This window comes from Caballeronia sordidicola, assembly GCF_002220365.1.
Classification (GTDB): domain Bacteria; phylum Pseudomonadota; class Gammaproteobacteria; order Burkholderiales; family Burkholderiaceae; genus Caballeronia; species Caballeronia sordidicola_C.
On sequence record NZ_MTHB01000160.1, the window covers coordinates 13,448 to 32,967 of the forward strand.

A 19,520-nucleotide genomic window follows, 5' to 3' on the forward strand; every position below is an offset into this window, starting at 1 on the left:
TAGCGAATGCGAGCTTGGACGTCTATGCCAAACGTCATCCATATATAAAACACGAGTACTTTGCTTTGCATTATCCGAAAAAGCTCGCACAGATGGCCGAAAAGGGTGTTCCTGGCCCCGCAGCCGGAATGCCCGGTGCGCCAGTACCCGCCTCGCTTTGAGGCCGGCGGGCGCCGCAACGCGCAAGCGGCTCTTCAATCGTGCGGCCAGAAAAGAGAAGGGCATGTACGTCGGGTCGGCTATCATGCCTGTCCTCTCCGAAGTAGCTCCTTATGATTTCCGTCCGTAATGTCACGCTGCGCCGCGGTGTCAATGTCGTACTCGACAGCGCGTCCGTCACCTTCACCCCCGGCGAAAAGATTGGCCTTGTCGGCCGCAATGGCGCCGGCAAGTCGTCCTTCTTCGGCCTTCTCAACGGCACGCTGCACGAAGATGGCGGCGAGTTTTCGATTCCCCCTGCATGGAAGATGGGCCAGGTTGCGCAGGAGATGCCGGAGACCGAGCAAAGCGCGACCGACTTCGTAGTCGACGGTGACACCGGACTGCTGGCCGCGCAGGCCGAAGTAGCCGCCGCTGAGGCCAGCGACGATGGCATGCGCATGGCGCACGCCTACATGGCCCTGCACGACGCTGGTGCACATGATGCCCCCGCACGGGCCGAAGCGCTGATCCAGGGCCTTGGCTTCAGTGCTGCGCAGCTTAGCCAGCCGGTCAACAGTTTCTCCGGCGGCTGGCGCATGCGGCTGCAACTGGCGCGCGCGCTCATGTGCCCGTCCGACTTGCTATTGCTCGACGAACCGACCAATCACCTCGACCTCGACGCGCTGGTCTGGCTGGAAGCGTGGCTCAAGCGCTATCAAGGAACCTTGGTCGTGATCAGCCACGATCGCGAATTCCTCGACGCGGTGACGCAGGTGACGGTGCACGTCGACAACGCCAAGCTCGTGCGTTATGGCGGCAACTACAGCAAGTTCGAAGACATGCGCGCTGAGCAGATGCTGTTGCAGCAGGCCTCGATGGCCAAGCAGGCGGACAAGATCGCCCACCTGCAGAAATTCATCGACCGTTTCAAGGCCACAGCCTCGAAGGCAAAGCAGGCGCAGAGCCGGGTCAAGGCGCTCGAGCGCATGGAGAAGATCGCACCGGTGCTTGCCGACGCAGACTTCACCTTCGAGTTCAAGGAGCCGCTCAACGTCCCGAACCCGCTGTTGTCGATGCTGGACGCGAGCTTCGGCTACCCGGCGCCGGACGACGCACCGCCGGGCACGCCGCCCACGGTCATCGTGCGGGGCATCGACCGATCCGTGCTGGCCGGGCAGCGCATCGGCATCCTCGGTGCCAACGGCCAAGGCAAGTCCACGCTGGTGAAGACGGTGGCCCACGAGCTGGCGCTGATTGCCGGCGAAATCAGCGAAGGTAAAGGCCTGAACATCGGCTACTTCGCGCAGCAGGAACTCGACGTGCTGCGTCCTCTCGACACGCCGTTGGAACACATGATCCGCCTTGCCAAGGACACGCCGGCGAACATGCGCGCGCCCGGCCAGAGTGGCACCGAACAATCGCTTCGCACCTTCCTCGGCACCTTCAACTTCAGTGGTGACATGGTCCATCAGAAGGTCGGCACGATGAGCGGCGGCGAAAAGGCGCGGCTTGTGTTGTGCATGATCGTATGGCAGCGTCCCAACCTGCTGCTGCTCGACGAGCCTACCAACCACCTCGACCTGGCCACACGCGAAGCGCTGGGCATGGCCCTCAACGAATTCGAAGGCACAGTGTTGCTGGTCAGTCACGACCGGTCCCTGCTGCGCGCGGTATGTGACGAGTTCTGGCTCGTCACCAAGGGTGGCGTCGAGCCCTTCGACGGCGATCTGGACGATTACCAGCAGTTCCTGCGCGACGAAGCCCGGCGCATGCGCGAGCAGGCTGCCGGGGAGCAGAAGGTCGTCGCCTGAGTCAAGCCCTGGCACATTGTTCTGCGCGGCGCAACCAGGTGGTAACGCTAGAATTGATGCTTTATCCCGGAATACGCGAATGTCTTTTGCCTCGCTTGGCCTGATTGATCCCTTGCTGCGTAATCTGCAGGACCTCGATTACCACACACCTACGCCGGTGCAGGCCAAGGCGATCCCTGCTGTGCTCAGTGGCCGGGACGTCATGGCTGCGGCACAGACCGGCACCGGCAAGACGGCGGGTTTTGCGTTGCCGCTGTTGCAACGGCTGGTGGAACACGGGACGGCGGTGTCCAGCAACCGCGCGCGTGTTCTGGTGCTGGTGCCCACGCGTGAACTGGCCGAACAAGTGCTGCAAAGCTTTATTGATTACGGCAAAGGCCTCGACTTACGATTTCTGGCCGCCTATGGCGGTGTGAGTATCAACCCGCAGATGATGACGTTGCGCAAAGGCGTGGATGTGCTCGTTGCCACGCCGGGCCGTTTGCTAGATCTCAATCGCCAGAACGCAGTGCAGTTTGATCAAGTACAAACGCTCGTGCTTGATGAAGCCGATCGCATGCTGGATCTGGGCTTTGCGCGCGAACTCAACGCCGTCTTTGCTGCCTTGCCCGCTCAGCGCCAGACCCTGCTGTTCTCTGCCACGTTCACCGATGATATCCGCGCCATGGCGGCGACTATCCTCCGCGGCCCGGTCAACATCAGTGTCGGATCGCCCAATGCCACGGCAAGCAACATCAAGCAGTGGGTAGTGCCGGTGGATAAAAAGAACAAGCCTGAGCTCTTCATGCACCTGGTGGCTCAGAACAACTGGGAGCACGCACTGGTGTTCGTCAAAACCCGCATTGGCGTGGATTACCTCGCGGCCATGCTGGATGAAGCGGGCTATGCAGTCGACACCATCCACGGCGACAAACCGCAACCCGCGCGCCTGCGTGCGCTGGAGCGCTTCAAGACGGGCGAAGTGCACATGCTCGTAGCCACCGATGTAGCTTCGCGCGGGCTGGATATCGACGACCTGCCGCTGGTGATCAACGTTGATTTGCCGATCGTGGCGCAAGACTATGTGCATCGTATTGGCCGTACCGGCCGCGCGGGCGCCAGCGGTGTGGCGGTGTCGCTTGTGTGTGCCGATGAAGCGCCCCAACTGGCCGCGATTGAAGCGCTGATCCGGCAAACGCTGCCCCGTGAAGAAGAAGCGGGTTTCGAAGCCGAACACCGCGTGCCGCAAACGAGTGCGACGGGACAGATCATCAAGAAACCCAAAAAGCCCAAGAAGCCGAAAATGCCGAAAATACCACCAGCTGCGCCGGGCGCCACGCGGGTGCTCAGCAAGATACTGCGCCCGCAAAGTGGCGAACATGCTCGCAAGCCTGCGGTTCAGCGTGCTGTGGCCGAGGATAAAGGCACAAGCTTCTCCAGCGGTAACCCATTCAGCGCGCAAAAGCCACGCAGCAAACCCGCCAGCAAGCCAGTTGCGGGTTCTGTCAAGCCGGCTGGCAAACCCGATGGTGGCCGCGGCAAACGCCAACCCTGATCGATGTACTGCCGCGTCGCCTCGAAATAACTGAAGGGGATTCCGTCGCGATGAAGTGCAGGGGCATCAGCCGGCTGGCCGCATCATCGATAAACACGAGTAAGCTGCACGCCGGCGCGCGTTCCTCGAACCAGCGATGATCGCTGCCGTCGATCTGGATCAGCTCGCCGGGGGCACGAACGCCGCTTCCTCGGCTGGTGGATCTTGCGCGGACGCTGCTTGCGCGGAACCCACAGGCCGGCGTCGGTCCAAAGGATCCGCAACTCCTCCACAATTTCCTGCATTTAGTTTCCCGAAAACGAGAACTGGTTTCTGGACATTGCCGCGCGCAGCCGCTTCTCGCTTGCTGGGGACTGCCAACCGACACGGCGCCTGTTTCGTCCGCTGCGAATGCATATTTATGCTGATTGTGATTAGACGAACGCGGGCCGAATCTGCGGTTTTTGGCGATGCAACCTAAGGAAAGACCTTCATGCTCCCGTTTTTACGCGTGATTCACGCTTAGACGCTAGACGCTATTTGTTATGTCGGACGGGTCGGTGCCACCCTGGGAGACTCGTTCCGTTAGCACCGACCGGGACAGGAAGGTCCTCGGTTCGGTCATGCACGCTTGCGGCCCGAGAATTGCTGCATCCGCAATCTTGGGAACGAATACCGATCAGCCAATTCAGGTACCGTCTACTTGAACTGGAAGTGCGGCCTGTCTCTGCTGGTTCGCTGCAAAGTCCGGCCTTTGGCCACTGGGACAGGCGCGGTATGTCAATCAATCCGTAGCATAGGCGTTAGCGTTTGCGGTGACGCTCGGGAGGCGTCAACTCCACGGCGTAATCCCGAATCCAATGGGAGTAATCATGCATTTCGTCATTAACGGCAATGAGGTCGGGCTGGACTTTGACCCCAGGACATCGCTCCTCGATTTGCTCCGTGAGCAGCGTCACCTGTTTGGCGCAAAAAAGGGCTGTAACCAGGGTGCATGCGGCGCTTGCACCGTGCTGGTCAACGGGACACGAATCAACAGTTGCCTCGCCTTGGCCGTGCAGTATCAGGACTGCGAGATCACCACCATTGAAGGGCTAGGCGAACCGGGCAAGCTCCACCCGTTGCAGGCGGCCTTCGTCGAGCACGACGGATTCCAGTGCGGCTACTGTACGCCTGGCCAGATCTGTTCTGCCATCGGCATGGTCCAAGAGCTGAAGTGCGGCGTGCCAAGCTATGTCAGCGAGGACGTGGCTGCTGAGGACTTCGAGCTTACAGACATGGAACTGCGCGAACGAATGAGTGGCAATCTGTGCCGCTGCGGCGCCTACAACGGCATCGTCGACGCGATCCAGGACACGTTCGGTACGGCCGAGCCCGAGACCGAGCCCAAGACTCTGCCCAGCAAGCGCGAGGCCGCCTGATGAACCCCTTTACCTATGAACGCGCTTCGGATTTGCAGGCGGCGCTGACGCTTGGCGCTCAATCGGGCGCCAAATACCTGGGCGGCGGCACCAATCTCGTCGACCTGATGCGCGAGACGATCGAGCATCCCGTCGTTGTGGTCGACGTGACAGGCCTCTCGTGCGCGATAGAGGAAGCGGGTGACGGCGGCCTGCGGATCGGCGCCGGGGTCAAGAACACTGCGGTGGCGGCTGACCGGCGCGTGCGCGATCGTTATCCGCTGCTGTCTGAGGCCATCCTGGCTGGTGCGTCGGCCCAGATTCGCAACATGGCGACGGTGGGCGGAAACCTCCTGCAACGCACTCGCTGCGGCTACTTTTATGACGACGCAGCGCACTGCAACAAACGCGCGCCTGGGACGGGCTGCGACGCCATAGAGGGTTTCAACCGCATGCACGCCGTCCTTGGGGCCTCCACTGCCTGCGTCGCCACCCACCCCTCGGATATGGCCGTGGCGTTGGCCGCCCTGGATGCGGTGGTAACCGTGGAGGGCCGGCACGGCGCGCGTGACATTGCATTGGTCGATTTCCACGTCCTGCCTGGCGAAACGCCACACATCGAAACGGTGCTTGAGACAGGCGAGTTGATCACCGCCATTACCTTGCCACCCGGCCTGACGGGCTGTTCCATTTATCGCAAGGTGCGCGACCGCGCCTCCTATGCCTTCGCCCTGATCTCGGTGGCGGCGGTTCTGGACGTGCAGGACGGCGTCGTGAAGGAGGCCCGTATCGCGTTGGGCGGCGTTGCCCACAAACCGTGGCGCGCCAACGCGGCCGAGGCGGCCCTCAAGGACGGGCCGGCGACTGAGGCGGCGTTCCGCGCGGCGGCGCAGACCGAGCTCGTTTCCGCTCAAGGTCTTCGCGACAACGCTTTCAAGATAGAACTGGCGCAGCGCGTCATCACCGACACGTTGGTCAAGTTGACCGCTCTTCAGGAGATTCGCTGATGCCCATCCTTAAAGACGCCATGCAAGCGGTGATGAAAAAGGCCATTGCACTCGCCCCTGACAGCTTTATTCCCGGCGGTAAGCCAGATCCACTGATGCGCCACAAGCACGGCCTGATCGGGGCATCGGTCAGCCGGATCGACGGGCCGTTGAAGGTTTCCGGCCGGGCAGCCTTCGCGGCCGAATTCCCCATGGAGGGAATGACCTACGCGGCGCTCAAGTATTCGTCTATCGCGCGTGGTCGCATCGTCAGCATGGACACCGCGGCTGCCGAGGCCGCGCCAGGCGTCGCATTGGTGATGACTTACAAAAACGCGCCTCGCCTCAAGCCCATGCCGGCATTCATGACCCAGCAGAAAGCCGCGGGCGGCGATAACCTGCCGATCATGCAGGACGACCAGGTTCACTGGAATGGCCAGCCGGTCGCTTTGGTGCTGGCCGAGACGCAGGAGCAGGCTGACCATGCCCAGTCCCTGATCCACGTCATCTACGAGGCGGGAAGCGACGGGGTAACCTCGCTGGACGCGGCCAAGGCAAAAGGTACGGAAACCGGTCTTTTCCAGGGTGAGCCGCTGAAGCTCGAGATCAAGGATGCCGAGGCCATGCTGGCTGCTGCGCCCCACAAGATCGACGTACGCTACACGACCCCCCGGCACAACCACAATCCTATCGAACTGCATGCGGCAACACTCGCTTGGGATGAGGACAAGCTGCGGATTCACGACACCGTGCAGGCGGTAGCCCACGAAGCGTGGACCATTGCGGAGGTGTTCGGTATCGACGAGAAAGACGTGCACGTCACGTCGCCGTTTGTCGGCGGTGGCTTTGGTTCAAAAACGGTATGGCAGCATCAGGTGTTGGCAGCGGCAGCGGCGAAGCTGGCACAGCGCCCCGTACGGATCACCCTGTCCCGGGAAGGCGTGTTCCGCATCGTCGGCGGCCGCACCCTCACTGAACAGCGCGTGGCGCTGGGCGCTCAGGCTGACGGGACCCTGGACGCCCTGATCCACACCGGCACGGTCGCAATGACGCCACACAACAACATGCCGGAGCCGTTCATTTTGCCGGCGAAGAGCGCGTATGCTTCCCGAAGCTTCTTGCTCGACGTCGAAACCGTCAAATTGAATATGACGGCCAATACCTTCATGCGGGCACCCGGCGAGGCGGTTGGCACCTTCGGGCTGGAATGCGGTATCGATGAGCTCGCCCACGCGATGGGCATGGACCCCATCGAACTGCGGATAAAAAATGAGCCGGAGAAGGATCCGACGACTGGGTTGCCTTTCTCTCAGCGCGGCATTGTCGAGGCTTGGAAGGTCGGCCGCGCACGATTCGGCTGGGGAGCGCGTGGAAAGCCGGGCGCACGGCGAGATGGCGATTGGCTCGTCGGCATGGGATGCGCCACGGGTACTTATCCTTATTATCGGATGCCAGGCGGTGCGGCACGGATCACCCTGACCAACGAAGGGCGCGCCACCGTCAGCATCGCCGCGCACGAAATGGGCATGGGCACGTCGACAGCCCAGACTCAGATCGCCGCCGAGCGCCTCGGGCTGACCATGAACGACGTCGACTTCGAATACGCGGACTCAAGGTTGCCGGGCGTGGTGCTGGCCGGCGGTTCGCAGCAGACGGCAGCCATCGGCGCCGCCGTGATTGCGGCCCATCACAAGCTCGTCAGGGAACTGCTCCGGTTCGCCGGCAATAGCTCACCCCTTTCCGGCCTGTTACCGGACGAGGTGGGCGGCCGGGACGGCGGTCTTTGTGCCCTGGAGGACGAGAGCCGATTCGAGACCTACGCCTCCATACTCGCCCGCGCCAAGCGCGAGGAAGTCACTGTCGAGGCAGAGGCTCCGATGCCGTTTGAGTTGCAACACTGGTCCATGCACAGCCACAGTGCTCTCTTCTGCGAGGTGCGGGTCGATTCCATTACCGGCGAGATCCGCGTGAGCCGCTTCCTCGGCTCGTTCGACTGCGGCCGGATCATTAACGCCAAAACGGCCGCTAGCCAGTTTCGCGGCGGCATCATCATGGGCCTCGGCCTTGCACTGATGGAGGAAACCCAGTTTGACGAGAGGACCGGCCGCGTCATGAACCCATCGCTCGCTGACTATCACGTGCCAGTTCACCTCGATGTGCCAGAGATCGACATAATCTGGAGTGATGAAGCTGACCCTCACACGCCAATGGGCGCGCGCGGCGTTGGCGAGATCGGAATTACCGGGGTGGGCGCAGCTGTCGCGAACGCTGTCTTCAACGCCACCGGCAAGCGAATCCGCGATCTTCCCATCACATTGGACAAGGTGATTCGTTAGTCCGAAGACGGACGCGAACGGATAAGGCGAGCAAAGGAGACGATACAAACGTCCGCTGTTGTCCTACGCGCGCCTACGCGCGCGGGTCCTCGTCGGCGAGCACAATCTCCTTTGCTGAACCACCGGTCCGTGCCTTGATGCGGATTTGCCCGAAATTGCCCGTCCGCGTCGTTGTGCTCTGCTGAGCAGGCCTGTCTGCAAACGAAAACCGCGGAATGACGGAAACGTGCACGCTAGAGAGTTTCGTGCAGCCAAGGTAATTCACATGCTCGCGCTCACAGCGACCGCCGCTAGTGCAGCCGCCAACGCTGGCAGGGTCACGACCACGCCAAGCTTTAAAAACGACCATGCGCTCACTTCGATGCCGTCGCGGCGAAGCGCCGTCAGCCAAAGAATCGTGGCAAGGGAGCCCGTGACCGAGAAGTTCGGCCCGAGGTCGACACCTACCAATACCGCACTTGCGACGGGGATAGGGGCGTGCGCAGCCGTGAGCGCTGACCCCGCAATGAGGCCTGCGGGCAAGTTATTGATGAGATTGCATGCAACGGCTATAACGGCGCCTGAAATCCAGCCGGCGTGCGCAGGGATAGCTTGCGCGGCCGTTTGCATGACCTGAGCGAGATGGTTGATGACGCCGGTATGCTGAAGACCTTCGACCAATACGAACAGCCCTGCGACGAGGGGGAGTACGGACCACGATATTTCCGCGAGATGTCCAGTTAGAAATGTCCGCTTGAGAAGGCAGCTGGAGATGAATAGTGCGAGGCCTGCGCAGAACGTGGGAAGGCCGAGCGGGACGCCGAATGCAGACGCCGCGAGCATCACGACTGCCATGACAATAATTCCCAAACCCGTCGCTTTACCGGCGCCCGAAAGAGCAGGCACGTCGACATCGGCTTCAATTGGCTGTGTTAGCGCGTCGCGTTGCATGAAACGAAGGACCGAATACGTGGCGACGATGCTTAATACTGACGGAATAGCGAAACGACCAAGCCAGTGCATCAACGTCGGCATATGGTCCCGAAAAATCACCAGATTTGCGGGATTCGAAATCGGCAGCACAAAACTCGCGGCGTTGGCGATGAACGCACAAATGTAAAGATAGGGTAGCGGCTTTTCGGCTTTGACCGCATGCACCACCGCAAGGACCGCAGGCGTCAGCACAACTGCCGTTGCATCGTTAGACATGAATATGGTCACGACCGTACCGACGCAGTACATCAGGAAAAACAGCCGCTTCGCGGAGCCTGCCGCTCGCTGCGCCGCCAGCGCCGCCAGGTAGGCGAACAATCCCTCCTTCCTGGCAAGTTCCGACGCCATCATCATGCCCGTTAAAAACAGGTATACATCGGTGCCCTTGCCAATTGCATGCAGGGCGTCGGACCAGGGGAGCATGCCGGATCCACACAAGGCCAACGCCCCCAGCACGGCCCACACCGCTTCCGGCAGTTTGAAAGGGCGGGTGAAGACGGCTAGAGCCGATACTGCCGCGATGGTCCAGACAGAAAATGGTGAGCTTAGTAGTGCGTTCATTGGGCAATCATGGAGGCGTGGGAATTAAATCCTGCGAGCCGGTACCCTGGGCGGCGGTACTGTCCTCACGAGGTGTGGTCTCAGGCATAAACACGGCAAAAAATATAAGCGCGAGCCCACCGATGGCAGACAAAGTGAGAAACCCTGCTGTGAAGCCGAATTTCTCGACGACGTAACCTCCTGTGACATTGCTTAGCGCCGCACCCACTCCTACTGCCAACGCCATCAATCCTTGCGCGAGATTGAAGCGGCCCGTCCCCCGCATTAAGTCCGATGCAATGACGACAGCGATGACGCCAAAGATGCCTGCGGCCAAGCCATCGAGCAGTTGAATGGCGACGACAGCATAAGGGCTGCTGGTCATTGCAAAGAGGACGCCCCTGACAGGCAGCACCGCGAGCGCGACCAAGAAAATCTTCTTTCGACCAATGCCCTTGCGCATCGCACGCCCGACCACCGCTGCAACTCCGACCATCACCAACTGCGCGGCGATAACGCATGCGCTCAATGCAATGACATCCATGCCAGGATGAGTCTTCGCGATGACTTGGCCTGCAAGTGGCAGCATCGCTGCGTTTCCGAAGTGGAAAAGAACGACGGATATAATGAATACCTTAAGGTCTCGCTTCTTCCAAAGCTCAGAGAAAGCGACGGGATGGTGCCGGGCGCCGTCTTCTGCCGGGCTCTCCGAGCCTCGTGCAAGCTCGTGGTCAATTTCGTTGGGCTTGATGAGTAGCACCACAACAGCACTCGCCACTGCGAATCCGCAGATAAGATAGAACAGCCAGATGACGCCGACATACTGACCCAGTGCACCGGCCAGTAACGCTGCCATGAAGTTGCCTGCGTGATTGAAGCTCTCGTTGCGGCTTATTCGGGCGGGCAGCAAACGGTGACCTACGATACCGAGACTCAGCGCAGCAAGGCACGGTGGAATGATGGCCGATGCCGCGCCTAGCGTGATTTGCGCCGCCAGCACCGTGGGTAGCTTGGGGAAGAACGCGATGAGCAGGCACCCCGCGGCGACCAGCAGACCCGAAATCGCAATGAGCAGGCGCTTTGCACGAACGGCGTCAACTAACAAGCCGGCGGGGATTTGGCATATGGCTGCCGCGATGCCACTTGCTGCCATGACAAGGCCGATGTTGCCTGAGCCCCAATGTTGAGTCCCCTTGAGATAGACCGACAGAAACGGGCCCAAGCCGTCCCGCACATCAGCCATCAAGAAATTCAGACCGTCAAGGCCGCGCAGGCTGCGACCGGAAGGGGACTTCGCTGATTCGCCGCCGGCCGGCGGTTCGCATGGGCGAGAACTCACCATTTTCTCCCGTTGCGATTAGGACCGAGCTGTGTGCCGACGATGTGTTTCTCCTCCCAGGCGCCGACTGCGTCATCGTCGCTGCCATTCGCGCACCGCTGCTGGAGGTCATCGCTTGTCGTGACGACGTCAACGCTGTCGATATCGCTCGAACCGCGCAGGTCAGTTGCCCGAACTAAAATCTTGAAAGATCCCTCTGGTATCGCGCATCCAAGCGTCCATGATTGCGTCAATGCGTCGAGGCCCATAAGCTGCCACTCAGTGTCTCCAATTCGACACTCGACCAGTGCGATGCCTTCAGCGCTCCACGCTTTTGCATGGACCATGGTTCGGCCGGACGGGATGTGGTTGAGCGAGTGCGGCCGAGTGACCAGACGGCGGTCAGCGGGCGAGGTAATCATCGCTACCGGCCACGGCTGGTCCAGCGTCTTAAAGCGCCAACTGACTACATCCCCGTCGATGGCGAGCATAGAAAATCCCGCCGGTCCTTCCTCTATCTGCCCCGTCGAGCGGGTTGCCGCATAAATCGTCGTGCCGTCATTCGCAAGTTCGTTGTAGTGCGTATGCCCCATATCGACGACCATAACGCGATAGTCGCCCAGCATCTTATGGAACACTTTCGCTTCGTCGGCGTCGGCCAGGTCAGCAGGATAGGCGTGAGCGAAAACGGCTGTTTCGAGACCTTGGGTCGATGCATGTTCCAGCTCTTCCTCAAGCCACCGAAGTTGTCTTTCGCCGAGTTTGAAATCGGGGCCGCCGGTGCCTGCCGCGACGTAATCTAAAAATAGACACCTGCAGTCGCCAATCGTCACTGCGTTGGGTAGTTGTTGCGCACCGAGAACTTCGTGAAATGCGTTCAGGCTACGCGACTTGAAATCATGGTCACCGGGAATGATGTGAATCGGCATCTCAAGCTGGTCCAACTCCGAGCGGAGTATTTCATACTGCTCGGCAGTTCCGTCATCGGTGTTGTCGCCTGGGAGCACTGCAAAGTCGATGTGTCGTGCGAGGTGCGCGTTGGCCTGCAAAATGATGTCCCGGAGCGCAAGATGGTTTGGTAGTTCGGGGTCTGTCAGATGCAAGTCTCCGATGTGCATCCATACAAGCGGCGCGCTTCTTTTTGAAATTGTCGATTCCAAGGTTCCCGTCCGCTCTTGGGCCATCTTGCGTTCTCCTTCGAAAGATTAGATTGAGTCGAGATTGCGTGGCGCCGGTTTATTCGGCCGGAACTTCCGCGCTCTCTGCATCCACCAGTTCTGCGATGTCGTCTACTTCGATGGTGCGACCATACTGGTTCTTCACCCCATGGCCCCACACCTGAATGTGAGCGCCCGGCTCAAGGTAGCCCGACAGTTCGGCTGCCGCAGGCGGGGGCATGCGAACAACCGTTCCGTCCGTTAGCAGGGCCCCACGGAGTTCTCCTTTAGGCCCATACAGCGAGAGTTTCACTTCACCTGTGGCTTCCATCGGCCGCTTCTCTACATGAGGCTTTTCGCGCTTCTCGCCATCGTGATGCGGCCCCTCGTCAAGTATCGCGACACCAGAACTAGAGGTCAGCAGGACCGCCGCTACGATGTCGGCTGAACGTGGTTTCACACCGCGCACTTTTACCTGGTCGCCGATACTGATGTGCTTGGCGACCTGCTTTGACATATGCGGCGGAAAATGCACCTGCTTGTTCTTACCGAGGACGAAGCCGTCAAGCTCTCCATGCGGGTTCAGCAGAAATTGAGTCACGGTACCGCGCGTTTCCTGCAGGCAGCTTGGGTCGATCCAATGCATGGTCATACTCCGAAAAGTGGGGAAATTAGTTGGGGAGGTCGTTGTAGAGCTGGGTGATGTTGTCCGGCGTGCCGAACGCAGTTGCTTGCAGCGCCTCGCCGTACTGATTGCGTGTGCCATAACCGCGAGCAGCGACGACCGCGTCGGGACGCAAGAGGGTCATGAACTGCTGAGCGACGGGCGGTGGCATCTTGATGATGGTCCCGTCCTTGAGAATCACGCCATCGGGTTCGCCTCGCGGCGCAGTGGTGACTCGCATCACGGTCCCCTTGACGCTGAGCTTGACGAGGCCTGCGCCACGCAGTGCCGGCGGTGTGCGCGGCGCATCAACGGGTGGTGGTTGGTCGTTGAGCGTTTGCCCGGTTCGCTCGTTAGTGATCTGCTGGGCACTCACATTGCCCGCGCCGTCTCGCAAGCCGGCGATTCGAATGGCGTCACCCCTTTGTACCAGAGCGACTAGCTGCGAACTCATGTGCGGTGGAAAGTGAACGAGTGCGCCGTCGGCGAGGATGAAGCCGTCGACATTGCCTTCGGGATTGATGACGAACCGGCTTATCGACCCGCTTGTCGTCCCGCTTGTCGACCCGCTTGTCGACCCGCTTGCACCGGGCGATTGTTGTTGCGCTATCAAGGGCGTCGGCGCAGGCGGCGGGACCAGGGGTGCCATGTCCGGGGGACTGCCCACGGGTGCGGCAGCGACAGGCGGCCGTGCAGGTATATTTCCGGGTGCCGGCGCAGGCGCCGTTTGCGCAGCGCATGCGGTTGCGACGACTACAAGAGAACTCGCCGCAGCGCGTGCGAGATGCCTGAGGTTCGAACCCGAACGTGTGTCGCTCGTAAGTTCGCATAGGTTCGCGATGCGAGATATTGACTTCGAGTGCATGATTTTCTCCATTGAACAACATGAAGATAATTGCAAGCTCTGTGCCAATTGCTCGGCGACCCGCCCATAAGGGTTCACAGCCGGGTTCACAGCCGGATAGGTTACGCGAGTGTCAAGTAGCCCGACACTCCGACGTTGGATTTCTGGACACGTTATTCGATGCCAAGGCTGGCCAACTTTGCGTACAGCGTTTGCCGGCTGATGCCGAGTCGGCGCGCCGCATCGGCACGGTTGTTCCCGGCGAGTGCCAAGGCGTTGCGTATCAACGCGCGCTCGACCGTTTCCACGGCCGCCGGGAGAGCCATCTCGAGCAATTCGGGCGGCAAGAGTGAGCCTGCCTCGCCTGGCTTTTGGATAAGAAACGCTAAGTCATCCGCAGTAATAGCCGGCCCGGGAGCAAGAGCGCACGTGCGCTCAATGGCGTTCTTGAGTTCCCGGACGTTTCCCGGCCATCGATACGTGACCAATAACCGCTGAGCTGGCCCCGAGAGCCGCATTGGATATCCTCTGGCAAGCGCAGCATCAGCGAGAAAGTGCTCGGCGAGCGGCAGGATGTCAGCCAGGCGCTCCCGCAGGGGAGGCAGGCGAATCGGAATGACGCTCAAGCGATAGAGTAAATCCTCACGAAACTCGCCCGATTCGACCATTGCCTTCAAATCTCGGTGAGTCGCCGCGACGAGCCGTATGTTCACCGGCACCTGACGATTGGTGCCTATAGGCGTGACATAGCGCTCCTGTATGACCCGCAGAAGCTTGGCTTGCATGGACGATGGCATGTCGCCAATTTCGTCCAACAGCAACGTTCCACCGTCGGCTGCGGCAATGCATCCAACACGGTCGTTGGCCGCGCCGGTGAATGCGCCTTTGACGTGTCCGAACAGTTCGCTCTCCAGCAGGTCTGCGGGAACCGCCGCACAATTCACGGCCACGAAAGGCTGGCCACGGCGCTTCGATACATCATGAAGAACGCGGGCGGCGACTTCCTTGCCGGTGCCAGTTTCTCCTGTGATGAGAACGGTGGCGTCTGATGAAGCTGCCCGCCCGATTTGCTTCTGTACTTCGCGCAGGGTGTCGCTAACCCCGAGCAGGCGAGGCTTCTTGCCGGCGGTCTCAGGACTGAAGGAGGACGCTGGCTCATCAAGCGCTTCCGAAGAGGCTTCGGACGAGACAATGCGTTCAAGCAACGACTGAATTGCCAGCCTGCCGACGGGCTTGGTCAGATGATCGAACGCGCCTAGCGTCATGGCTCCGATGGTGTTGTCGCTGGTTGCAAAGCCAGTGAGCATCACGACCGGGAGCAGTTGCCATTGGGGCTTGGCTCGAATGGCCTCCAGTACCGCGAGGCCATCCATGCCGGGAAGGCGGAAGTCCAGGAAGACGCAGGTGAACGCGCTCGCCTGTTGAAGCATGTCGAGTGCTTGCTCACCTGAGGTCGCTTCGTCTACACGGTGTCCAAGGTCAACCAGAGTCTCAACGAGACCTTCGCGGAATCCTTCATCGTCGTCGACTACGAGTATGTGTGCCATGGGATATCAATTACAAAACACGCGCCATGGTCGGAGTCCGCGACATAGGCCCGGCCGCCATGCGCTGTGGCAACTTCCCGAGCAACGGCCAGACCAAGTCCCGAGCCGTCAGGCCTGCCAGTGACGAAAGGCTCGAAGATACGTTCCCGGTCGGAGGCAGGAACTCCCGGTCCGTTGTCGATAACGACCAATCGCAAAGTTTTGCCCTCGGGGGCGCAAATCCCGCGCGCCCGTACGACGACCTTGCCGTCGTGGGGTGCGTGCCTTATGGCGTTCAAAACAAGGTTGTCCATGGCGCGAGCCATTTGCGCGGGGTCGATATTCGCGGAGCAATTCCCGGGCTCCAGTTTGTCCGATTGCAACGCCTCCAGGTCAACGCTTAGATTTACGTTTCTCAATGCGGCCTGTTCATCATGCGCAATGACGGTTTTCGCCAGCCAATCGACTATGTTCGTCGCTTTCTTCGAAACGGTCACGGGCTGTGTCAATGCGAGGAGGCTGGATACCTGCGTTTCGATACGTTCGACCTGGACGAGGACCGAGATCAGGGATTCACGCTGCCGGCTGCCATCGCTAGCGATAGCGTTTTCGACCTTCAGCCTGACCGCGCCAAGAGGGTTGCGAATTTCGTGGGCCACTTGCGCCGCCAACCGGCCGAGGGAGACGAAACGTTCGGCCTGTATTAGTTGATCGCCCAGGGCAACTGTGCGCCGTTGAAGTGCCTCAGCATGGGCGACGTAGGTGTTAAACGCGTGGACGATTTTGTCGAGGTCGGGCTCCCCAACCGACGGCAACCGCACCATGGACCCGGTGTCCGGTTGCGGAGCGAGCCCGAGTTCGAGCCGTGACAGATTGGTTTTCCACCGACGTAGCGCGAAACCCAGAACGACGGCAACAAAAAGGATACCGGCGAGAACGACCGCCAAAGACAAGACCAGAATTTGTCCGTACGGCCCAAGTGGCGCTTGGGCTCGGGTAAGTGTCCAGGCGTACAGACTCGGCACACCGTTCACGGCGCATGCTGCAACTACCGTTGCGCCTTGCCCCGCGCGTACAGAGTCAGATACCGAGGAGTGTGATGTCGCCGCGCGCCTCAAAGCACGAAGTATTAACGGTGTTTCCGCTCCGGGATGTCGCGCTTGACGCCACTTCCCTGATACGTTGGAAACGAGTACGCAAGGAAACCGTTCGGATTGACCGCCGGGGTTGAGGCGGAACTGTCGTGGTCACTCGAACTCCCTGTTCCCAACGCCGACCCGGACCGGGCGGCTACGCGCGAACTCCAAAAACCGCCTTCAACAGCTGGTACCTGAACCAAGACGACGTCGAGCACTGCATGCATCAAATCGGCGTTGTACGGATCCGAATTCAACTGCCTTGAGAGCGAATAGCGGGAAGCGACATGCTCGCAGGCGCTCGCCGACTGCTGGCTCGCCAACGAGATTTGCCGGCTTTGGTCTGACTGAATGAGAAGCCAAATTACTCCGGCGAGCACCGTGCAGACCACTGCAATCAGCGCCCAAAGGAGCACCAACTGGGTTGCAAACGATAATCGCTTCATTGATGGGAGGGTCCTTGGCAAAATCGGCAATCAATTTATAAGCGCCGTTTCGAAAATGCTGTGATGGAGGAGCGTTACGCCTATAGCACATTTGGTGCCTGGACAGCTATTGACGTTTTTCCCGCCTCGAAGGACACGGGCTGCGGTGCCGGGAGCTGAAACTCCAGCGGAAGAGGACCGTAGTGTCCACAAATCAAACACTCGGTGTCCGAAAAATTGACAGTTCACAACTCATAGACTGCGCATAGACTGCGGCTTCAACATGAATGCCGGTCGCCAACACGAACCGCGACGCATCGGGAATGAATTTGATAGGGGCGGCGAGCGCCTGCAGCAGAGAAAGGGCCAATGCTCGGCCGGGACGACAAGCGACAACGAAACGTCAACACGCTGGCAAGCCCGCTCTAAACAGCAGCGAGCAGAAACCGCAGGTCATCGAGTGTGCTCCAAGTGACCACGAGGGGCCGGCGCGCTGCGTCGGGGTAGGTGGCTTCAAAGACGTTGGCCTTTTGTCCGGCTTCCTGCACGTGACGGCCATCGGGCCGTCGTAAGACTCGTGTTCGGCCAAAGCCGGCGCTCAACTAGCTCAAGATATCTTTCGAAATGAACCGTGTTCCGAGGAGTTCAGCTGAGTCTTATCGGCCGAGTGCGGATCATGGACTACCGCAGGGAAATCGTTAAAAATCCTACTCTCCGATCGTGTCGAGCTATGATCCCCATTGCATCGGCGACAAAGAGAGAGCCATGCCAGCCCCATTTACTCCGTTCCGCAAGGTCAAGCCCGCATGAATGAAAGCGAGCAACAAGTCGCCGTCGTGACCGGCGCCACCGGCGGCATCGGCCGCTGGATCGCGCTGGGGCTCGCCCGTGCCGGGCATCACGTGGTCATGATCGCCCGCGACCCCGCGCGCGGGAACGCCGCCGCCGCGTGGATCGGGCTGCGCGTACCGAGTTCCAGTATCGAAGTGCAGCTCGCCGATCTCCGTTCGATGGCTGCGACGCAGCGCGCAGGCCAGGAGATAGCGGCAAGACATCCACGCGTCGCGCTACTCGTCACAATGCGGGTATGTTCACCGCGCGTCGGCAGGTCACGGCCGAAGGCCACGAGCGTGTGTTGGCAGTGAATCATCTTGCCCCCTATGTCCTTACCCATGAACTCGAAGCCGCGTTGCGCGCAGGAGCGCCCTCATGTGTGATCAACTTGAGCTCCTCGACCTCGGACGAAAATCCGAGGGGCGTTTTCCATTCACCATCGTGGTCGACGACATCGGCTGTCGTCTCGGTCGGCGACCGCAGCAACGGCTCGCGTTGCTACATCCTGACGCAAGCGACGACTAGCCGATGTGCAAGCAAGAACTGGATGATGCCAATTGCGGCACCTGCAATGGCGTCTACTAGCCAATTGTCTCAGCCGTGTTTTTCAAATCATAGGTTTTGTTATGCGCCGAATTGTTGTCCGTCGCTCACCCGTTCATGGCCGAGGTGTGTTCGCTTTAACAAAGATCCGGTCCGGGGAGTTACTCGTCGAATACAAAGGTGAAGTGACCTCCTGGCGCGTCGCAAGCCCGCGTTATCAACGCAACGGGGCTGAGGATGGCCACACGTTTTTCTTTGGGCTGGACGACCGATACGTCATCGACGGTGCACGCGGCGGGAATTCTGCACGTTGGCTCAACCATTGCTGCGAGCCGAACTGTGAGACGGAGCAAGAAGGGCGTCGTGTGTTTGTCCGGGCGCTCACCGACATCACGGCTGGCGAAGAGTTGTTCATCGACTATCTACTCGACATCAAAGGCCGGCGCACGGCGGCTGTCAAAAAGCTGCATGCTTGTCGATGCGGCACCCGGCATTGCCGAGGATCCATGCTTGCCCCACGGTAAGTCGAACGCAGCGTTCTGACGACTGCCGTGCGCTTTTCATCTCGAGACCGCAATCGCGAAACCTGCGAGTGTCTCTCAAGGCCCCTACGGCGCATTAATGCTGTCCAGATTTAGTCTGGGAGGCAAGACCAACTATCCGCAGGGACGTTGTTGGGGTGCCGTCAAGATTCGGGATGGTTTGTACGCTTACGATCTGGAAGTCCCACTGCATACAATCGGCACAAACCGTGCTCCCATCGGTTGAGCCGCGGACAATCACAGCACAGCACAACACGTGCTTGATTTGATTAATTGTGCAGCGCCGCTATCGTCCGTTGGCGTCCGAGTTTTGACGGCACCCGTTGCTGATCGAAGCTAGTTTGCTCCTGTGTTTTGGGCTACTCGGTAGTCATCTGCTCCTTTGGGAAACCCTGTTCGGGCCGACAACGGTCGTGGTCCTCGGTTTCATCGTGGGGCTACAAAACGCGATTATCGCGAAACTGCGCGGCGCCGATATCCCATACCGTACGCCCAGCCAGCGTAGCCCGCCCATACGGGGGTGAAGCTGCTTGAGCATGTTTGGAATGCATTACCTGGCGAAGTTGATGTGGCAGTACCAGGAACATGCCCTTCTTCTGCTGCGAGAAGAAGTGAGCCGAAGCGGCGGTGACTTGCTGACACTGGCAAGGTGACGTAGTCCGTGGGAAACGGGGCTTGAGGCGAAGTGGTTACGCCGAGATGAGTCTCTAGGCTGAGCGTGGGACGGTTGAGGAACACGAACCTATTGAAACGCATCTGAGGGTTGAAATGTCACCCCTGCCTACACCGCTTAACAGGCAGGACGCAAACTGTCTATGGCACATATGTATGG

16 protein-coding genes and 2 pseudogenes are annotated in these 19,520 nt (G+C 60.1%); 9 read left to right on the top strand and 9 right to left on the bottom strand.

Features of this window, described 5'->3' with window-relative positions; translation table 11 throughout:
* Window positions 1-272 precede the first annotated feature (272 nt).
* Both BSU04_RS23790 and BSU04_RS23795 read left to right on the top strand, forming a co-directional pair.
* Window positions 273-1,952: an ABC-F family ATP-binding cassette domain-containing protein gene (locus BSU04_RS23790; RefSeq protein ID WP_089162892.1), complete on the top strand. Its 1,680-nt coding sequence runs from the start codon at window positions 273-275 to the stop codon at window positions 1,950-1,952.
* Between the two features lie 79 nt (window positions 1,953-2,031).
* A complete protein-coding gene (locus tag BSU04_RS23795) occupies window positions 2,032-3,486 on the top strand; it encodes a DEAD/DEAH box helicase (protein WP_089162893.1) in 1,455 nt (484 codons plus the stop codon).
* Here BSU04_RS23795 and BSU04_RS47855 read toward each other — a convergent pair.
* A pseudogene (locus BSU04_RS47855) lies at window positions 3,483-3,731 on the bottom strand (ISNCY family transposase); the annotation flags it as partial. The gene BSU04_RS23795 and the pseudogene BSU04_RS47855 overlap by 4 nt on opposite strands.
* A gap of 606 nt (window positions 3,732-4,337) precedes the next feature.
* Between BSU04_RS47855 and BSU04_RS23805 the strand changes: the two are divergent.
* The 3 genes from BSU04_RS23805 to BSU04_RS23815 are packed head-to-tail and all read left to right on the top strand — an operon-like array spanning window position 4,338 to window position 8,187.
* Window positions 4,338-4,886 carry a 2Fe-2S iron-sulfur cluster-binding protein gene (locus tag BSU04_RS23805; RefSeq protein ID WP_089162903.1) on the top strand — a complete coding sequence of 183 codons (549 nt, stop codon included), beginning with the start codon at window positions 4,338-4,340 and terminating at the stop codon, window positions 4,884-4,886.
* Window positions 4,886-5,872: an FAD binding domain-containing protein gene (locus BSU04_RS23810; protein ID WP_089162894.1), complete on the top strand. Its 987-nt coding sequence runs from the start codon at window positions 4,886-4,888 to the stop codon at window positions 5,870-5,872. Before BSU04_RS23805 ends, BSU04_RS23810 begins: the two co-directional genes overlap by 1 nt.
* Window positions 5,872-8,187 carry a xanthine dehydrogenase family protein molybdopterin-binding subunit gene (locus tag BSU04_RS23815; protein ID WP_218827340.1) on the top strand — a complete coding sequence of 772 codons (2,316 nt, stop codon included), beginning with the start codon at window positions 5,872-5,874 and terminating at the stop codon, window positions 8,185-8,187. Before BSU04_RS23810 ends, BSU04_RS23815 begins: the two co-directional genes overlap by 1 nt.
* 261 nt (window positions 8,188-8,448) lie before the next feature.
* Here the strand turns inward: BSU04_RS23815 and BSU04_RS23820 are convergent, their stop codons facing one another.
* The 8 genes from BSU04_RS23820 to BSU04_RS48570 all read right to left on the bottom strand — a co-directional run bounded on the left by BSU04_RS23820 (window position 8,449) and on the right by BSU04_RS48570 (window position 16,790).
* A complete protein-coding gene (locus BSU04_RS23820; protein ID WP_089162895.1) occupies window positions 8,449-9,720 on the bottom strand; it encodes an arsenic transporter in 1,272 nt (423 codons plus the stop codon).
* A gap of 7 nt (window positions 9,721-9,727) precedes the next feature.
* Entirely contained in the window at window positions 9,728-10,942 is a 1,215-nt protein-coding gene (locus BSU04_RS23825; protein ID WP_256983257.1) for an MFS transporter, read from the bottom strand.
* A 92-nt stretch (window positions 10,943-11,034) separates the two neighbouring features.
* Window positions 11,035-12,201: a metallophosphoesterase family protein gene (locus BSU04_RS23830; RefSeq protein ID WP_089162897.1), complete on the bottom strand. Its 1,167-nt coding sequence runs from the start codon at window positions 12,199-12,201 to the stop codon at window positions 11,035-11,037.
* Between the two features lie 52 nt (window positions 12,202-12,253).
* Window positions 12,254-12,820, bottom strand: coding sequence for a hypothetical protein (locus BSU04_RS23835; RefSeq protein ID WP_089162898.1), 567 nt, complete (start codon window positions 12,818-12,820; stop codon window positions 12,254-12,256).
* Between the two features lie 25 nt (window positions 12,821-12,845).
* On the bottom strand, window positions 12,846-13,487 hold the full coding sequence (locus BSU04_RS23840; RefSeq protein ID WP_256983258.1) for a hypothetical protein: 642 nt from the start codon (window positions 13,485-13,487) through the stop codon (window positions 12,846-12,848).
* Window positions 13,488-13,855: 368 nt separating this feature from the next.
* Window positions 13,856-15,229, bottom strand: coding sequence for a sigma-54-dependent transcriptional regulator (locus BSU04_RS23845; protein WP_089162899.1), 1,374 nt, complete (start codon window positions 15,227-15,229; stop codon window positions 13,856-13,858).
* Window positions 15,211-16,161: a sensor histidine kinase gene (locus BSU04_RS48565; protein ID WP_306427216.1), complete on the bottom strand. Its 951-nt coding sequence runs from the start codon at window positions 16,159-16,161 to the stop codon at window positions 15,211-15,213. The genes BSU04_RS23845 and BSU04_RS48565 overlap by 19 nt, the downstream gene beginning before the upstream one ends.
* Window positions 16,162-16,337: 176 nt before the next feature.
* Window positions 16,338-16,790 carry a hypothetical protein gene (locus BSU04_RS48570; RefSeq protein ID WP_306427217.1) on the bottom strand — a complete coding sequence of 151 codons (453 nt, stop codon included), beginning with the start codon at window positions 16,788-16,790 and terminating at the stop codon, window positions 16,338-16,340.
* 785 nt (window positions 16,791-17,575) lie between these two features.
* On the opposite strand from BSU04_RS48570, the gene BSU04_RS23855 reads away from it, so the two are divergent.
* The 4 genes and pseudogenes from BSU04_RS23855 to BSU04_RS47860 form a co-directional block, all read left to right on the top strand.
* A complete protein-coding gene (locus BSU04_RS23855; protein ID WP_089162900.1) occupies window positions 17,576-17,914 on the top strand; it encodes an SDR family NAD(P)-dependent oxidoreductase in 339 nt (112 codons plus the stop codon).
* 64 nt (window positions 17,915-17,978) lie between these two features.
* The gene (locus BSU04_RS46570; protein ID WP_179258418.1) at window positions 17,979-18,128 is read left to right on the top strand and encodes a hypothetical protein; all 150 of its coding nucleotides are present in this window, start codon (window positions 17,979-17,981) and stop codon (window positions 18,126-18,128) included.
* Window positions 18,129-18,229: 101 nt separating this feature from the next.
* A complete protein-coding gene (locus BSU04_RS23860) occupies window positions 18,230-18,670 on the top strand; it encodes an SET domain-containing protein (protein WP_089162901.1) in 441 nt (146 codons plus the stop codon).
* 338 nt (window positions 18,671-19,008) lie between these two features.
* Window positions 19,009-19,167, top strand: a pseudogene (locus BSU04_RS47860) (DUF1275 domain-containing protein); the annotation flags it as partial.
* Window positions 19,168-19,520: the final 353 nt, after the last annotated feature.